Below are 15,374 nucleotides of genomic sequence, written 5' to 3'. Positions count from 1 at the left end.
ACTGTCCGTTCTACAACGCTGTAAGAACGGGTTCCACGCTAGTCGAGTAATCCGGCCACTTCGTGGTCTGTGAGTGTGGTTCTCGGCACTCGTCCCTCCGCCGTCACGAGTTCGACGGCGCGGTAGAGCGGACGCTCGGCCAGTCCGGCGCCGCGGGCTTCGGCACGCAACTGTTCGATCAGCACCGAGGACAAGGCGGCAGCCGGTACCAACTCGCTTGCTGCCAGGGCGTCGGCGAGCTTGCGGAGTGCAAGGATCTCCAACTCGCGCCCGCCCCCTGCCGTGTAGAGCGCCAGCGGTATTCGCACGGTGGACCGACCGTCACCGAGTGTCAGGCTGACCTCGCTGATCCGGCCGGATCGCACCGTCAACGCCGCCGTGAGCACCTCGGCCACGTCGACGTCGTTGGTGCGAAAACCAGCTTGTGCTCGAATCCTGTTGCCATACAAGGTGATATGCCGGCGCAGCGTCATCAGAATCGCCAGTGACGTCGGAACCGCGATGACGGCACCGACGATCACTCCGACCGTCATCGTCGAGAACACACTGACGATCAACCCGACGACCACACCGAAGACCACCACAACAACGGCGAACTTCTTCAGCCGCGGCGCGATCAACGCCACGGGAACCAGATCGAGCGAAACCGGTTCAGCCTCAGTGCTCAACGAGATCCCCGAGCTTGTCGACAACTTGGTCGAGCGGCACCGTCTCCTGCTCACCTGTCGCCAATTGCTTGACAACGACAACGCCCTCTTCGAGCTCGCGCTCGCCGAGAACCAAGGCGACTGCGGCGCCCGAGCGATCGGCCGCTTTCATCGAGCCCTTGACGCCACGATTTCCGTACGCCAGGTCGACGCGAATCCCATTGGCACGCAACTGGTGTGCGATCTTCACCAGTGCCGCCTTCGCCTCGGCTCCCATCGGTACACAGAAGACGTCGACACGTGCCGGTGGCGCAACCGACTTACCCTCGGCCTCGAGCGCGAGAACCGTGCGGTCGACGCCGATTCCGAACCCGATCCCCGAGAGCGGCTGTCCGCCCAGCTGTTCCATCAGTCCGTCGTATCGACCACCACCACCGATTCCGGACTGCGCGCCCAGTCCGTCGTGCACGAATTCGAAGGTCGTCTTGGTGTAGTAGTCGAGGCCGCGGACCATGCGCGGGTTGACGACGTAGGGAACTCCCAAGGCGTCGAGGTGCGCTAGTACCTCGTCGAAGTGCGCCTTGCAGCTCTCCGAGAGGTGATCGAGCATGAGCGGTGCGCCGGCCGTCATCTCGCGTACATCTGGGCGCTTGTCGTCGAGCACCCGAAGCGGGTTGATCTCGGCGCGTCGACGCGTGTCTTCGTCGAGCGGGAGTGCAAAGAGAAACTCCTGCAGCAGTTCGCGGTACTGCGGTCGGCAGGTGTCATCGCCGAGAGAGGTGATTTCGAGGCGGAAGCCGTCGAGCCCCAACGACCGGAATCCAGCGTCAGCGATCGCGATGACCTCAGCGTCGAGCGCGGGGTCGTCGATCCCGATGGCCTCGACGCCGACCTGCTGCAACTGGCGGTAGCGACCGGCCTGCGGGCGCTCGTAGCGGAAGAACGGGCCCGCGTAGCTGACCTTGACCGGCAACTGTCCACGATCGAGGCTGTGCTCGATGACGGCACGCATGACACCGGCGGTTCCCTCGGGACGCAACGTCACCGAACGGTCACCGCGATCGGCGAACGTGTACATCTCTTTGCTGACGACGTCGGTCGACTCACCGACACCGCGCGCGAACAGGCCGGTGTCCTCGAAGATCGGCAATTCGATGTGGCCGTACCCGGCCAACCTGGCGGCGCGCGTCAAACCGTCACGAACGGCGACGAATTCGGCTGACTGCGGCGGAACGTAGTCCGGAATTCCCTTGGGTGCAGAGAAGGTGCTGGCTTTACTCACGAGAGGTACTTTTCCTTATTTCTGTGCGCTGAGTCCAACGAGAAACGGGTTCGAGCTTCGCTCGGCGCCGATCGAGCTGTTGCCACCGTGCCCGGGCAGGACCACGGTCTCGTCACCGAGCACCAGTAGCTTGCGGGCGATCGAAGCGAGCAACTGCTCGTGATTTCCGCCTGGCAGGTCGCTGCGCCCGATGGAACCCTGGAACAGGGTGTCACCTGTGAACGCCAAGTCCGCGGGCCCGCTCTCGGTGTTCGCCTGGGTGCGGAACACCACCGATCCCTGCGTGTGCCCGGGCGTGTGGTCCACGACGAACGTCATTCCGGCCTCGGTGATCTTGTCTCCGTCACTCAGTTCGATCACCTCGTCCGGCTCCACGAACGTCATGCCCTGAATGAATTCCTTCATCGTCGGGCCGATCCCCCGTGCCGGATCGCTGAGCATGTAGCGATCCTCGGGATGGATGTACGCGGGCACGGAGTACCGCTCACAGACCTCGCGGGCCGACCACACATGATCGAGGTGACCGTGGGTCAGAAGTACTGCATTGACCGACATGTCCTTGGAGTCGAGATATTCGAAGAGCGGCTCGGCTGCATCCTGACCCGGATCGACGACTACGCATTCGCACGCGTCGTCCTGAGCGAGTATGTAGCAGTTGGTTTGGAACATCCCGGCCGGAAAACCAGTGACGAGCACGGGGGCAACTCCTCTTCGAAGGGTGGAAACGAACAACACGCTGTCGGTTACAGCCTAAGCTGCTGCCCCGCCAGTAAGTTCTCAGGTTGCAATGGGAGACTCTGACGACGAGTAGAGCCGCTTGCCGAAGCCGACCCCAGGGTGTCGCTCGGCGGGCCGACCACGATCCACCCGCGATACGGAGGACTACAGCAGTGCCGAGTAACGAGCAACGCCGCGAGGCGGCGAAACGCAAGCTCGAGCGTCAGCTCGAACGTCGCGCAGAACGTGCCCGCAAGCGCAAGCAGATGACGATAGCCGGAACTGCGCTCGGCGTGGTCGTCGTAGTCGGCGTCGTCGGTGGACTCATCTGGTTCAGCAATCGCAGTGACGACGACGCGAACACCACCAACACTGCTGCCGACGATTCGAGCCTCACGCCACAGACTGCGGGTGCAATGCCGGCCGGTCTGTCGACGCCGCTGGCCGACACGGTTTCCTGCTCGTACCCGGCTGACGGCGCTACCGCGTCCAAGGCCAACAACCCTCCTCGTACCGACGGGATTCCCACCACCGCGCCGGACGCGACGCCGAGCATCAGCGTCGAGACCTCGCAGGGAAACATCGGGCTCACGCTCGACGGAACGAAGTCTCCGTGCACGGTCAACAGCTTCGTGAGCTTGGCGCAGCAGGATTACTTCAACGACACCACCTGCCACCGCATGACGACGAGCCCCTCGCTCCAGGTTCTGCAGTGCGGTGACCCGTCGGGCACCGGCACCGGCGGACCGGGCTACGGATTCGACAACGAGTTCCCCACCACGGCGTACGCCACCACCGACCCGGCAGCGCAAGAGCCAGTCACCTACGCGCGCGGCACGGTTGCGATGGCCAACACCGGGGCACCCGGTAGCAACGGCAGCCAGTTCTTCCTCGTCTACGGCGACTCACAACTCCCGCCGCAGTACACGGTTTTCGGCACGATCGACGAGACCGGTCTCGCCACTTTGGACAAGGTCGCGGCCGGCGGATCGACACCAGAGGGCGACGGCAAGCCGAATCTGACCACCGACATCAAGACAGTAAGGCTCGACTGATGCGACGTAATCCTGTGATGCGCTTTCCTGTAGTTATTGCCGCCGCAAGCGCCGCAGCGCTGCTTCTGGCTGGTTGTTCCAGTGATTCCGGTAGCTCGGACTCGCCGTCCAGTACCTCCAAGGCGAAGACGACAACGGCTGCCATGCCGCCGCTCGACATGTCACAGTTCGACGCACTCCCGCCTGTCCCGACTCCGGCGTCGGCGACCGTCGACTGCTCGTACCCGAGCGCAGCGGGCGCTGCAAAGACCGTCAATCCGCCGAACTCCACGGGCGTGTCCACCGAGGGAACCGTCAACGTCGCGCTCACGACTACGGCCGGCCCGATCGGGATGGAACTGAACCGGGCAGAAGCCCCATGCACGGTCAACAGCATCGTGAGCTTGACCGAGCAGAAGTATTTCGACGACACCCCGTGCCATCGACTGGTCACCACACCCGGTCTTCAGATCCTGCAGTGCGGCGATCCCTCGGGCAAGGGCACGGGCGGACCGGGCTACGGATTCGACAACGAGTACCCGACCACTGCGTACTCCGCTAACGATCCGGCGCTCTCCTTGCCTGCCGTCTACCCTCGCGGCACGCTCGCAATGGCCAACTCGGGTGCACCGGGCAGCAACGGCAGCCAGTTCTTCCTCGTCTACGAGGATTCGGTCTTGCCGCCCAACTACACGGTCTTCGGAAAGATCGACGACGCCGGCCTGGCGACGATCGAGAAGATCGCAGCCGACGGCGACGACGGAGGCATGGGCGCAACCGGTGGCGGCGCACCCAACACCCCGATCACCATCGAGACTGCAGTAGTCGCCTAACCCTGCTGTGCGCCTTTATTAACCGCCCGCGGTTAATAAAGGCGCACAGCAGTTTACGAAGCAGAGGTCACGCGGTAGACGTCGTAGACGCCTTCCACATTGCGAACCACGTTGAGCACATGACCCAAGTGCTTCGGGTCGCCCATCTCGAAGGTGAACTTGCTGATCGCCACTCGGTCACCTGAGGTGGTGACCGAGGCCGACAGGATGTTCACCTTCTCGTCGGCCAACGCCTTGGTGACGTCGGAAAGCAACCGATGACGATCGAGCGCCTCGATCTGGATCGCGACCAGGAACACCGACGTCGCTGAGGGCGCCCATTCGACGTCGATGATTCGCTCGGACTGATCGTGGAGCGAGTTGGCGTTGGTGCAGTCGGTACGGTGCACGCTCACCGCCCCACCGCGCGTGACGAAGCCCAGAATCGAATCGCCCGGAACCGGCGTGCAACACTTTGCGAGTTTTGCCACCGTGCCGGGTGCTCCGGGAACCAGAATTCCGGAGTCACCCGTACTGCGGGTGCGCACCGGCATGGTCGACGGCGTCGAACGCTCGGCCAGTTCCTCCTCGACGGCGCCGACGCCGCCCAGATGAGCAACCAGTCGCTGCACGACGTGGTGCGCAGACACCTGGCTCTCGCCTACCGCCGTGTACAACGCCGAGACGTCGGGATAGCGAAGTTCATGCGCGATCGTGCTCATCGATTCGGCATTCATCAACCGCTGCAACGGAAGTCCCACACGGCGGACTTCCTTCGCGATCTGATCCTTGCCGGACTCGAGCGCCTCTTCGCGGCGTTCCTTCGCGAACCACTGACGGATCTTCGCCTTGGCACGCGGCGAGACGACAAACGTCTGCCAATCTCGGCTCGGCCCGGCGGTGGCAGCCTTCGACGTGAAGACCTCCACCACTTCGCCGTTTTCGAGAGTTCGTTCCAGCGCGACCAACCGGCCGTTGACCCTGGCACCGATGCATCGGTGCCCAACCTCGGTGTGCACCGCATACGCGAAATCGACGGGAGTCGATCCGGCAGGCAACGTGATCACGTCACCCTTTGGCGTGAAGACGAAGATCTCCTTGACCGCGAGGTCGTAACGCAACGATTCGAGGAACTCCCCCGGATCGGCCGCTTCACGTTGCCAGTCGAGTAGCTGACGCATCCACGCCATGTCGTCGACCTCGGCGATGTCGCCCGCGTGCTTGCCCTTGGTCTCCTTGTACCGCCAGTGCGCGGCGATACCGAACTCCGCGGTCCGGTGCATGTCCTGGGTCCGGATCTGGACCTCCAGGGGCTTGCCTTCCGGTCCCACGACGGTGGTGTGCAGCGACTGGTAGACGCCGTAGCGCGGCTGTGCGATGTAGTCCTTGAAGCGTCCGGCCATCGGCTGCCACAGTGAGTGGACAACGCCGACCGCGGCGTAACAGTCACGCACTTCTTCACACAGGATGCGGACGCCGACCAGATCGTGGATGTCGTCGAAATCGCGGCCCTTGACGATCATCTTCTGATAGATCGACCAGTAATGCTTGGGCCTGCCTTCGACGATGGCGTTGATCCGCGAGGCGGACAGGGTCGAGTTGATCTCGGCGCGAACCTTGGCCAGATAGGTGTCACGAGAAGGCGCGCGATCGGCGACCAGTCGAACGATCTCGTCATACTTCTTCGGGTGCAAGATGGCGAATGAGAGGTCCTCGAGTTCCCACTTGACGGTCGCCATTCCAAGTCGATGTGCAAGTGGCGCAATGACTTCGAGAGTCTCTCGCGCCTTACGTGCCTGCTTTTCTGGCGGCAGGAATCGCATCGTGCGCATGTTGTGCAGACGATCCGCGACCTTGATCACGAGCACGCGCGGGTCCCGCGCCATCGCGATGATCATCTTGCGGATGGTTTCGCCCTCGGCGGCGGTGCCCAGAACGACCTTGTCGAGTTTGGTGACGCCGTCGACGAGGTGAGCGACCTCGTCACCGAAGTCCTTGGTCAACTCTTCGAGTGAGTACCCGGTGTCCTCGACGGTGTCGTGCAGCAGGGCTGCGACGAGGGTGGTGGTGTCCATACCCAACTCGGCCAGAATGCTTGCGACGGCCAACGGATGCGTGATGTACGGATCGCCGGACTTGCGACGCTGGCTCGAATGTCTGTCCTCGGCGACGTCGTACGCACGCTGGAGCAGCGCGAGGTCGGCCTTCGGATACAGCTCACGGTGGAGGCTGACCAACGGCTCGAGCACCGGGCGGATGGTGGCGTTGCGCTGACCGGTGATGCGCCGAGCAAGCCGAGCGCGCACCCTACGGGAGGCGGAAGCGGGCACGGCCAGGTTCTGCCCACCCCGATTGCCGGCAGTTTGCGCAGATCCCGAATCGTCGGGCACCGCGGACTTCGATGGTGTCGTCTCCGGAGCCGGATCTGCACCCGTCTCCTGCGACACTGCACCCGAGTTCTGTGATCGATCAAGATTCGACGTCATGTCGCCACCTCCTACCACCGAGTTGGTTGAGGCAACCGCCCTGCATCGGGTAATTGCCCTGGAGGTCTAACTCGACCCCCAGGAGACAACTTTAATACTCAGACCTTCACCAGGGATGTCAGTGGGTACTTCAAGAAGCGATCTCGACCGCGCAGTTCCTCGATCTCGAGCACCACTGCGACGCCGACGACGTTCGCTCCACCCAACTCAACCAACTGTACAGCCGCCTCGAGTGTCCCTCCGGTAGCCAGAACGTCGTCGATCACCAGAACATTCCGCCCGGTGAGATCGAAGCCGTTTGCGGGAATCTCGAGCGTCGAAGATCCGTACTCGAGGCTGTACGAACGAGAGAGTACCGGCGGCGGCAGTTTGCCGACCTTCCGCACGGCCACCACCCCAGCACCCATCTTCGCAGCCGCGCCGGCACCGAGCAGGAACCCGCGAGCATCGACGGCGGCAATCGTGTCGGCGTCCGGAGCACAGGCGACAAGGGCGTCGAGCACAGCCCCGAACCCCTCGGCGTCGGCGAACACCGGAGTCAGATCGGCGAACCGAACCCCGGGCCCGGGAAAGTTGTCCGCCCAGCGAGTCAGCCGAACAACGGCGTCTCCGGCAGCCCGGTGGATTGCGATCAATTCTTCAGGCGTGTGCAAGGCAACACCATTCGAGACGCTCATCTGCGTAATACCCATCTGTCCATGTTCCAGCCGGTAGCGGCCCGAGTCGGATTGACCAACACTGCCGACATGCCTGGAGCTACAGCGACAGTTCGTAGTTGATTGAACAGTGGAATCGTAGGCACCTGGGTCCACAGGATGTTCTCCGCCTCCACCGAGAGTCCCAATTGCGCACTGGTGCTCGCATCCACGTTCAACTGATCGATGATCTGATCGATCCGTGCATTTCCGTACGTACCGAGGTTTGCGCCGTTGCCCGATCGCAACGCTCCGCGCGCGTCGATCATGCTCGCTGTTCCGCCCGCCCCGACTTTGCCTGCCATGCCGGAAAGCACAGCGTCGACTCCCCCGGACTGCAGACTCGCAGGATCGAAGCTGTCGGTACTCGCGTCCTCGATCGTAATTCCCGCCGGAGCACACGCGGCTTTCGCTTCAGAGACGATCTGCGCCCGCACCGGGTCCGGTGCGAGGTACCCGACCCGGACGGTCAACTGGTCGAGATCGGCTTCCGACAACGAAGTCTTCGCGGCATCGACGTCGGCATTGACGTACCGGTCACCGTCGACCGCAGCGGCGTCGCTGTAAACGAGTGAATCCGGCGCCATCAGTCGCGAATCGACCACGCCGGAACCCAGACCAGCCTGCGGCGCGTTATCCGTCTGCCCGAACTTCTCGAACAGAGTTGTCCGCGGAACACAGTGCGCGAACGCTCGACGGGCGGCTTCGTCGCCCAGCGAACCAGACGTCGCGAGAACGAACTGCTCGATCGACCGCGACGGAATCTGTTGGACGTCGAACCCGGACGGAGTACCGAGCTCGCCGGCCGACCCGGAAGCGACGTCGACGACCTCGATCGAGTTCTTGTCGAGATCCTCGGTCAGATTCACACCACGTGGCCAGACGACGATGCGATCGGTCGCGGGCTTGTTGCCCCACCACCGCTCGTTCGCGACCAGCACCAGGCCGTCGTCGGCGCTGTACGAGTCGATTCGATACGGACCAGCGGAAGGCAGTACGGAGGTGTCCACCTGACCTGGAGTCAGGTTCCACCCGGTGTTCCAGAAGTCCGCTATCTTCGACAACGCTTCGGTGTCACCGGCATTCACCGCGCTCACCACGTCGCCGACTCCGGCGCGCTGCGTCACGATGTGTGAAGGCATCAATGCAGTCGCACCGAACAACGACCGCCAATCGGTGAACGATCGCCCGGGCTTGAAGAAGACAGTCGCGTCCTTCGACCCGCTCTGGCAGTCGATCCGGTCGATGTCCGCGTAACCGAGATTGTTCGCCGCGTCGAACATGGGCTTCACCGCACCATCGACGTCTTTGGTGAACTTGCCACTCGACGCCGCCCAGGTGAGGACCAGATCGTCACAGGACATCGGAATCCCGTCGGAGTACACCGACGCCGGATTTAGCTTGTACGAGACCGTGAGCACGTCACCGGGCAACTCCGACGCCGTGCCGATGTCGGTGTCCGACACAGGAGCACCGGCCGGACCGGTGAACGTGAAGCCGGGAAGCACCCGGCCGAACGCGGCCATCGCCCCGGACACCGATCCAGCTGTCGTGTTGGCGTTGTACGTGGAGATGGAGTTGTCGATGGCATATCCGATGGACGGAACCTGCTCGGCGCTTTCCGAGCAGGCCGCCAACGAACCGGCAGCCACAGCGGTGGCCGCAACGAACGTCATCGATCGAACCAGTGTGCGTGTTCTTGGGAGCATGTTCAGTGCCCCTTCTTGTTTCGCTTTCCGGTCGGCCGCACACCCGGCTGCGGAGCAACCGGCGCACGGCGTGCAACTGGTGCGCCGACGGCAACCGTCTGCGTACCCTTCTCGGCCAGCGTAGCCCGGCGCGAGAGCACCTTACGAGTGTGCGCGGCAACGGGTCCCCAGCGTTCCTTCATCGACACCAGGAGCGGCGTCGCGAAGAAGATCGAGGAGTACGCACCCACGATGATGCCGACGAGCTGAACCAGCGCAAGGTCCTTGAGCGTGCCGACGCCGAGCATCCAGACCGCGACAACCATCAGAGCGATCACCGGGAGCACACTGATGACGGTCGTGTTGATCGATCGCATCAAGGTCTGATTCACCGCGAGGTTGGCCTGCTCGCCGTACGTCCGGCGCGTCAGATGCAGAACACCGCGTGTGTTCTCTTCGACCTTGTCGAACACCACCACTGTGTCGTACAGCGAGAAGCCGAGAATGGTGAGCAAACCGATCACCGTCGCGGGCGTCACCTCGAAACCGACGAGAGAGTAGACGCCGGCAGTGACGATGATGTCGAAGAACAACGCGACAATCGCGGCTACCGCCATGTCCCGCTCGAAGCGGATGGCGATGTAGATACTCACGATCACCAGGAACACAATCAGCGCGATCAGCGCCTTCTTGGTGATCTGGCCGCCCCAGGTTTCACTCACGTCCGCAAAACTGATGGCCTGCGCCGACGGGTTCCCGTTCTTGTCCTTGGGCTGGAACTCGTCGAAGAGCGCCGACTGCAGATCGTTGATCTGCGTCGCGTTCAACGTCTCCGACCGAATCTGTACGGTTGCGCTGGCACCCGAGCCGACCGTCTGCACGCTGACCGGCTCGAACCCGAGTGTGTCGGAGTAGACGGTTTCCACCTCCGACGTCTCGACTCCACCCTCGGCCGGGAACTGAATGCGCGATCCGCCCTCGAAATCGATACCGAAGGTGAAGCCGCGCAGGATGATGCTGAGCAGCGCAATGGCGACCAGAGCGCCGGTCAGTCCGTAGTAGAAACGACGCCTGCCGACGACCTCGAACGCACCCGTTCCCGTGTACAGCCGCGAGAGCCAACTGTGCTTGGGCATCGCGCCCTGATCGACGCCGGAGTCGGTGATCTCCGACCGGGCTGCGGCGTCGGCGGACTCGGCCGAGGAACTGTTGTTGGACCCCACCGGGGAGTTGTTGGACTCGCTCATGCTCGTGTCTCCTTAGCCGACGCAGCGGCGGCAACCTTACGTTCGCGGGCAACCTCTTGCACTGCGCCGAGACCGTTGACGCTGGGCTTGGACCAGAACGCCGAACGGGACGCCATACTGACCAGTGGCCACGTCACGAGGAACACGACAATCACGTCGAGGATGGTGGTCAGACCCAAGGTGAAGGCGAAGCCTCGCACCTGTCCGACCGCCAGCACGTACAGAACTGCAGCGGCGATGAAGCTCACCGCGTTGCCGGAAAGAATTGTTCGGCGCGCTCGCGCCCAACCGCGTGGCACCGCGGAGCGGAAGCTACGGCCCTCACGCATTTCGTCCTTGATGCGTTCGAAGAACACGACGAACGAGTCGGCGGTCATACCGATACCGATGATCAGACCAGCCATGCCGGCCAAGTCGAGCGTGAAGCCGATGTATCTGCCGAGCAGAACCATGATCGCGTAGACCATGACTCCGGAGAGGATCAGCGACAACGCCGTCAGGACGCCGAGCATCCGGTAGTAGACGAGGCAGTACAGCAGAACGAGAACGAGACCGACCGCGCCGGCAATCAATGCCGCCTGCAGTGAGGCCAGGCCGAGCGTTGCCGAGACCGTCTCGGCCTCGGAAGCTGCGAACGACAGCGGAAGCGAACCGTACTTCAGAGTGTTGGCAAGTTCTTTGGCGCTCTCCGCAGTGAAACTGCCCGTGATCGAGGTCGCGCTACCCGCAGGCGTTGCACCTTGAATCGTGGGGGCGCTGACGACCTTCGAGTCGAGCGTGAACGCTGCCTGCTTGCCGATGTTGGCCGAGGTGAACTCGGCCCAGGTGTTGCTGCCGGTCGTCTTGAACGAGAGGCTGATCTCGTGGCGCGACTGCTGCGAGTTGAAGACCGAAGAAGCGTCGGCAATCTCCTGTCCGTCGATGATCGAAGGACCGAGAAGATAGATGTTCAGTCCGTCTTGCGAGCACGCGACCAGCGGAAGAGTCGGGTCGTCGTTTCCACGGAGCGGATCCGCGACGGAGCAGTCGAGGTTCGCCACTGCTTGCTGCTGCACCGTCGGATCGCTGCTCTGTCGGAGGGCGCGCGCTGCGGCGATTTCCGCTGCTGCTGCGTCGCCTTCGTCGGTGCCGTCACTCGATGCGTCCACGGGGGGAGCCGGTGTTGTCGTCTCCGGCGCCGGGGTTGCCTCCGGAGTGGTCGGGTCCTGAGCCAGGAACGGGCGGTTCTGCGGCGTCGGGGTCCCGTCGGCCGGCGCCTCGGGAGCCGGAGCATCAGTGGCCGGAGTTTCAGCCGCTGGCACCTCTGGGGTAGCTGTCCGGTTCGCGTCACGGGTGGCGACGTCGATCGAACCCGTCACCGGGCGGATGTACAGACGGGCGGTCTGGCCGAGCGAGCGAGCCTGCGCACTGTCGTCGCCGGGAACGGTGATGACGAGGTTGTCACCGTCGACGACGACCTCGGAGCCGGAAACGCCGAGACCGTTGACGCGGGTCTCGATGATTTCCTGAGCCTGCTTGAGACTGTCCTGACTGGGAGCGCTGCCGTCCGGGGTACGAGCGGTCAACGTGACGCGCGTTCCACCCTGCAGGTCGATGCCGAGTTTCGGCGTGGCCGACTTGTCTCCAGTGAAGAACACCAGGGCATACAGTGCCACCACCAGGACCCCGAAAAGGGCCAGGTAGCGGACCGGATGCACCGTTCCGGTGGAAGGTGCCACGATCTTTAAGTCTCCTCAGTAGGTGCAGAGCTTCAGTAAATGCAGGGCTCGGGCGGTCGACGACCACCCGAGCTGCGGCGTTCGAACTGCAACGATTGATCAACGGGATGAACTGAGCTGCTGGTGAAAGAACTACTCCGATGAAAGAACTACTACAGACCAACCGACCTGGACGTGTGTCCGAGTTCACAACTCTAGAACACGTGCCAGGTCGACGAAGTCAGGACTCCTTGGTGAGCCGGATTTCGGTGTCAGCAGCTGATTCTTCGATCTCGGAAACCGAGTCGTCGTCGTACTCGTCGGTTTCTGTCGTCTCGACAACGCGCTCACGGATGACCAGACGCGACCAGGTGGTGATGACACCGTCGGCGATCTCGAGGTCCACGGTGTCGTCGTCCAGAGAAGCAATCGTGGCATAGAGCCCGGCCGTGGTCTGCACTCGATCGCCGACCTGCAGCGAGTCCTGCATCTCGGAAGTGGCAGCCAAAGCCTTCTTCTGCTTGCGCATGCCCAGGAACATGGGCACCAGCAGTGCGAGGATCAAGAGTGGGAAAAGCAAACTCGACATGTGTTGATCAACCTCGGTTGTGTTGCACGTTTTACGCCGCGATGGTCCCGGATGGACCTACGCAATACACCAGTGTGCCATTAGTTGCTGAGGATTCCTGACAGATCGGCCGTTCAAGTAGGCCTTTCCAGTCGAAATTCACTCTCCGTTCGGATCGAACAACATGGCCTGCGGTTCGTTGACACGAACCTCGATACCGCCCGCTGCGGCATCCGGCGGCGGTGTCATTCCGAGTTGAGTCCAGGCAGCGGCGGTAGCCACGCGTCCTCGCGGCGTCCGGGCGATCATCCCGGCCCGAACCAGGAACGGCTCGCACACTTCTTCCACCGTCGACGGTTCCTCGCCGACGGCCACCGCAAGCGTCGACACGCCGACGGGCCCGCCGCCGAACGACCGCACCAATGCACTCAGTACGGATCGGTCGAGACGGTCCAAGCCCAACTGGTCCACGTCGTAGACAGCCAAGGCCGCCTGAGCGACGTCCATGGTGACGATTCCGTCGGCGCGCACCTCGGCGAAGTCGCGAACCCGGCGCAGCAATCGGTTCGCGATACGCGGTGTCCCCCGCGAGCGTCGTGCGATTTCGGCCCCGGCGTCAACTTCGAGATTGACTCCCAAAATTCCGGCCGAACGCATCAGAATCTGTTGCAGCTCTTCGGGTTCGTAGAAATCCATGTGAGCGGTGAACCCGAAGCGGTCGCGCAACGGACCGGTCAGCGCACCTGACCGCGTAGTCGCACCGACCAGCGTGAACGGTGCAACCTCCAGAGGAATCGACGTGGCACCCGGCCCCTTACCGACGACGACGTCGACACGGAAGTCTTCCATCGCCAGGTACAACATCTCCTCGGCCGGACGAGCGATTCGGTGAATCTCGTCGATGAACAGCACGTCACCCTCGACGAGGTTGCTCAGCATCGCGGCCAGGTCTCCGGCGCGTTCGAGCGCCGGTCCGGACGTCAACCGCAGAGAAGAGCCCAACTCCCCCGCGATGATCATCGCCATCGACGTCTTGCCGAGTCCGGGGGGACCGGACATCAGGATGTGATCAGGTGTGCTGCCGCGAAGTTTTGCTCCGGTGAGCACGAGCTGCAGTTGTTCGCGAACACGGGGTTGCCCGATGAAGTCGTCGAGACTCTTGGGACGCAAACTCGCTTCGACATCGCCGTCTCCCGCCACCAATTCGGCAGAGACCTGCGACTCGTCGTCGAAATCGTCGATCGGGTCGAAGTTCATCGAGTCTTACCGAGCAGCGACAGAGCAGAACGCAGTGCTACCGACGTTGTGGCCTCGGGCGATTCCGCCAGGACCGAATCCGTGGCTTGCTCGGCCTGCTTGATCGGGAAGCCCAGACCCTCGAGAGCCTCGACGATCTGATCACGGATCGAACTGCCGACGACGACACCGGAAGCCGCGCCGGCCGTCGTCGCGACCGCGTCGACTTTGTCGCGCAATTCGACGACCATGCGCTCGGCGCCGCGTTTTCCGATACCGGGGACCCTCGTCAACGCCGTCAGGTTGCCTTCCGAGAGCGCCCGCCGCAATGCGTCCGGTTCGAGAACTGCAAGAGTTGCCATCGCCAGGCGCGGTCCGACTCCGGAAACCGTCTGCAGGAGGCTGAACAGGTCCTTCGACTCGGTATCGGAAAAACCGTAGAGCGTCATCGAGTCTTCGCGAACGATCATCGTCGTGAACAGTCGCGCTTCGCTTCCCCGATGCAGTGCACCGAGAGTCACCGGGGTGGCGTTGACCCGATAGCCGACACCTGACGCTTCGATGACCGCGTGGTCGAGCGCAATATCGAGTACCTCGCCGCGTACCGACGCGATCATCGTGAACCTGCCTTCTTCATCTCGGCCAATTTTGCCTGATACTTACGCATTTGTTCAGCGGCCATCGCCTCGGCGCGGGCCATTCGCTCGATCATCGGTGCTCGCCAGCAGTGACAGATCGCGAGCGCCAGAGCGTCAGCGGCGTCAGCCGGTTTCGGCGCCGTCTTCAAGTTCAGGATTCGCGTCACCATCGCGGTGACCTGCGCCTTGTCGGCGTTACCGCTGCCGGTAACGGCGGCCTTCACCTCGCTGGGCGTGTGGAAACACACCGGGATACCGCGTCTGGCGGCAGCGAGCGCGACAACTCCGCCTGCTTGCGCCGTCCCCATCGCCGTACTGACGTTGTGCTGCGCGAATACACGCTCGATCGCGACGACCTCCGGCTTGTACTGCTCGATCCACAGCTCCGCCGCATCGGAGATCCGCAGTAGCCGAGACCCGAGGTCCATCTCGGGCGGGGTCCGCACCACGTCGACGGCAATGGGGCGCACTTTCCTGCCGTTGCTCCCGTCGACCACGCCCAACCCGCAGCGAGTCAAGCCTGGGTCCACTCCGAGCACGCGCACTTTGCCACACCTCTCCATACCGAACAGCTGTTCGATAGCTTAGCGGTGCGCGGGCCTACTACCCCGCATCAACACGCAACCC

14 protein-coding genes are annotated in these 15,374 nt (G+C 63.1%); 2 read left to right on the top strand and 12 right to left on the bottom strand.

What is annotated here, in order from left to right; all coding sequences use genetic code 11:
* Positions 1 to 38: 38 nt before the first annotated feature.
* From FEZ59_RS14795 to FEZ59_RS14785, 3 genes are read right to left on the bottom strand one after another with little or no spacing between them, the layout of a single operon-like run.
* Positions 39 to 668 (bottom strand): hypothetical protein, encoded by a 630-nt coding sequence (locus FEZ59_RS14795; protein WP_047888379.1) that lies wholly within the window; start codon positions 666 to 668, stop codon positions 39 to 41.
* Positions 658 to 1,929 carry a histidine--tRNA ligase gene (gene hisS, locus FEZ59_RS14790; protein ID WP_019748310.1) on the bottom strand — a complete coding sequence of 424 codons (1,272 nt, stop codon included), beginning with the start codon at positions 1,927 to 1,929 and terminating at the stop codon, positions 658 to 660. Before hisS ends, FEZ59_RS14795 begins: the two co-directional genes overlap by 11 nt.
* Before the next feature lie 15 nt (positions 1,930 to 1,944).
* On the bottom strand, positions 1,945 to 2,625 hold the full coding sequence (locus FEZ59_RS14785) for an MBL fold metallo-hydrolase (protein WP_141487325.1): 681 nt from the start codon (positions 2,623 to 2,625) through the stop codon (positions 1,945 to 1,947).
* A gap of 194 nt (positions 2,626 to 2,819) precedes the next feature.
* Between FEZ59_RS14785 and FEZ59_RS14780 the strand changes: the two genes are divergently transcribed.
* A complete protein-coding gene (locus FEZ59_RS14780; RefSeq protein WP_047888380.1) occupies positions 2,820 to 3,701 on the top strand; it encodes a peptidylprolyl isomerase in 882 nt (293 codons plus the stop codon).
* Between the two features lie 17 nt (positions 3,702 to 3,718).
* Positions 3,719 to 4,513 (top strand): peptidylprolyl isomerase, encoded by a 795-nt coding sequence (locus tag FEZ59_RS14775; RefSeq protein WP_021344164.1) that lies wholly within the window; start codon positions 3,719 to 3,721, stop codon positions 4,511 to 4,513.
* Positions 4,514 to 4,566: 53 nt separating this feature from the next.
* Here FEZ59_RS14775 and FEZ59_RS14770 read toward each other — a convergent pair whose 3' ends face one another.
* The 9 genes from FEZ59_RS14770 to ruvC form a co-directional block, all read right to left on the bottom strand.
* Positions 4,567 to 6,978, bottom strand: coding sequence for a RelA/SpoT family protein (locus FEZ59_RS14770; protein WP_029255290.1), 2,412 nt, complete (start codon positions 6,976 to 6,978; stop codon positions 4,567 to 4,569).
* Positions 6,979 to 7,076: 98 nt separating this feature from the next.
* Positions 7,077 to 7,610 carry an adenine phosphoribosyltransferase gene (locus tag FEZ59_RS14765; protein ID WP_029255289.1) on the bottom strand — a complete coding sequence of 178 codons (534 nt, stop codon included), beginning with the start codon at positions 7,608 to 7,610 and terminating at the stop codon, positions 7,077 to 7,079.
* A gap of 41 nt (positions 7,611 to 7,651) precedes the next feature.
* Positions 7,652 to 9,382, bottom strand: a complete 1,731-nt coding sequence (locus tag FEZ59_RS14760; RefSeq protein ID WP_172932833.1) for an ABC transporter substrate-binding protein — start codon at positions 9,380 to 9,382, stop codon at positions 7,652 to 7,654.
* A 2-nt stretch (positions 9,383 to 9,384) separates the two neighbouring features.
* Positions 9,385 to 10,608 carry a protein translocase subunit SecF gene (gene secF / locus FEZ59_RS14755; RefSeq protein WP_020907642.1) on the bottom strand — a complete coding sequence of 408 codons (1,224 nt, stop codon included), beginning with the start codon at positions 10,606 to 10,608 and terminating at the stop codon, positions 9,385 to 9,387.
* Complete coding sequence (secD, locus tag FEZ59_RS14750; protein WP_020907641.1) at positions 10,605 to 12,326, bottom strand: protein translocase subunit SecD; 1,722 nt, start codon at positions 12,324 to 12,326, stop codon at positions 10,605 to 10,607. The genes secF and secD overlap by 4 nt, the downstream gene beginning before the upstream one ends.
* A gap of 220 nt (positions 12,327 to 12,546) precedes the next feature.
* The gene (gene yajC, locus FEZ59_RS14745; protein ID WP_019748301.1) at positions 12,547 to 12,894 is read right to left on the bottom strand and encodes a preprotein translocase subunit YajC; all 348 of its coding nucleotides are present in this window, start codon (positions 12,892 to 12,894) and stop codon (positions 12,547 to 12,549) included.
* Positions 12,895 to 13,032: 138 nt separating this feature from the next.
* Positions 13,033 to 14,130, bottom strand: a complete 1,098-nt coding sequence (gene ruvB, locus FEZ59_RS14740; protein ID WP_172932832.1) for a Holliday junction branch migration DNA helicase RuvB — start codon at positions 14,128 to 14,130, stop codon at positions 13,033 to 13,035.
* On the bottom strand, positions 14,127 to 14,726 hold the full coding sequence (gene ruvA, locus FEZ59_RS14735) for a Holliday junction branch migration protein RuvA (RefSeq protein ID WP_007732953.1): 600 nt from the start codon (positions 14,724 to 14,726) through the stop codon (positions 14,127 to 14,129). The genes ruvB and ruvA overlap by 4 nt, the downstream gene beginning before the upstream one ends.
* On the bottom strand, positions 14,723 to 15,292 hold the full coding sequence (gene ruvC / locus FEZ59_RS14730) for a crossover junction endodeoxyribonuclease RuvC (RefSeq protein ID WP_020907638.1): 570 nt from the start codon (positions 15,290 to 15,292) through the stop codon (positions 14,723 to 14,725). Before ruvC ends, ruvA begins: the two co-directional genes overlap by 4 nt.
* Between the last annotated feature and the right edge of the window lie 82 nt (positions 15,293 to 15,374).

Source organism: Rhodococcus sp. MS13 (genome assembly GCF_013277835.1).
Lineage (GTDB): Bacteria > Actinomycetota > Actinomycetes > Mycobacteriales > Mycobacteriaceae > Rhodococcus_F > Rhodococcus_F erythropolis.
Note: the sequence above shows the minus strand (reverse complement) of the source record. Positions and strands in the feature narration are given on the sequence as shown.

What these genes read in the sequence shown, in the direction of transcription:
- FEZ59_RS14775 (WP_021344164.1), top strand. Translation starts at nt 3,719, where the DNA reads ATGCGCTTTCCTGTAGTTATTGCCGCCGCAAGCGCCGCAGCGCTGCTT.
- FEZ59_RS14770 (WP_029255290.1), bottom strand. Translation starts at nt 6,978, where the DNA reads ATGACGTCGAATCTTGATCGATCACAGAACTCGGGTGCAGTGTCGCAG.
- FEZ59_RS14760 (WP_172932833.1), bottom strand. Translation starts at nt 9,382, where the DNA reads ATGCTCCCAAGAACACGCACACTGGTTCGATCGATGACGTTCGTTGCG.
- secF (WP_020907642.1), bottom strand. Translation starts at nt 10,608, where the DNA reads ATGAGCGAGTCCAACAACTCCCCGGTGGGGTCCAACAACAGTTCCTCG.
- yajC (WP_019748301.1), bottom strand. Translation starts at nt 12,894, where the DNA reads ATGTCGAGTTTGCTTTTCCCACTCTTGATCCTCGCACTGCTGGTGCCC.
- ruvB (WP_172932832.1), bottom strand. Translation starts at nt 14,130, where the DNA reads ATGAACTTCGACCCGATCGACGATTTCGACGACGAGTCGCAGGTCTCT.
- ruvA (WP_007732953.1), bottom strand. Translation starts at nt 14,726, where the DNA reads ATGATCGCGTCGGTACGCGGCGAGGTACTCGATATTGCGCTCGACCAC.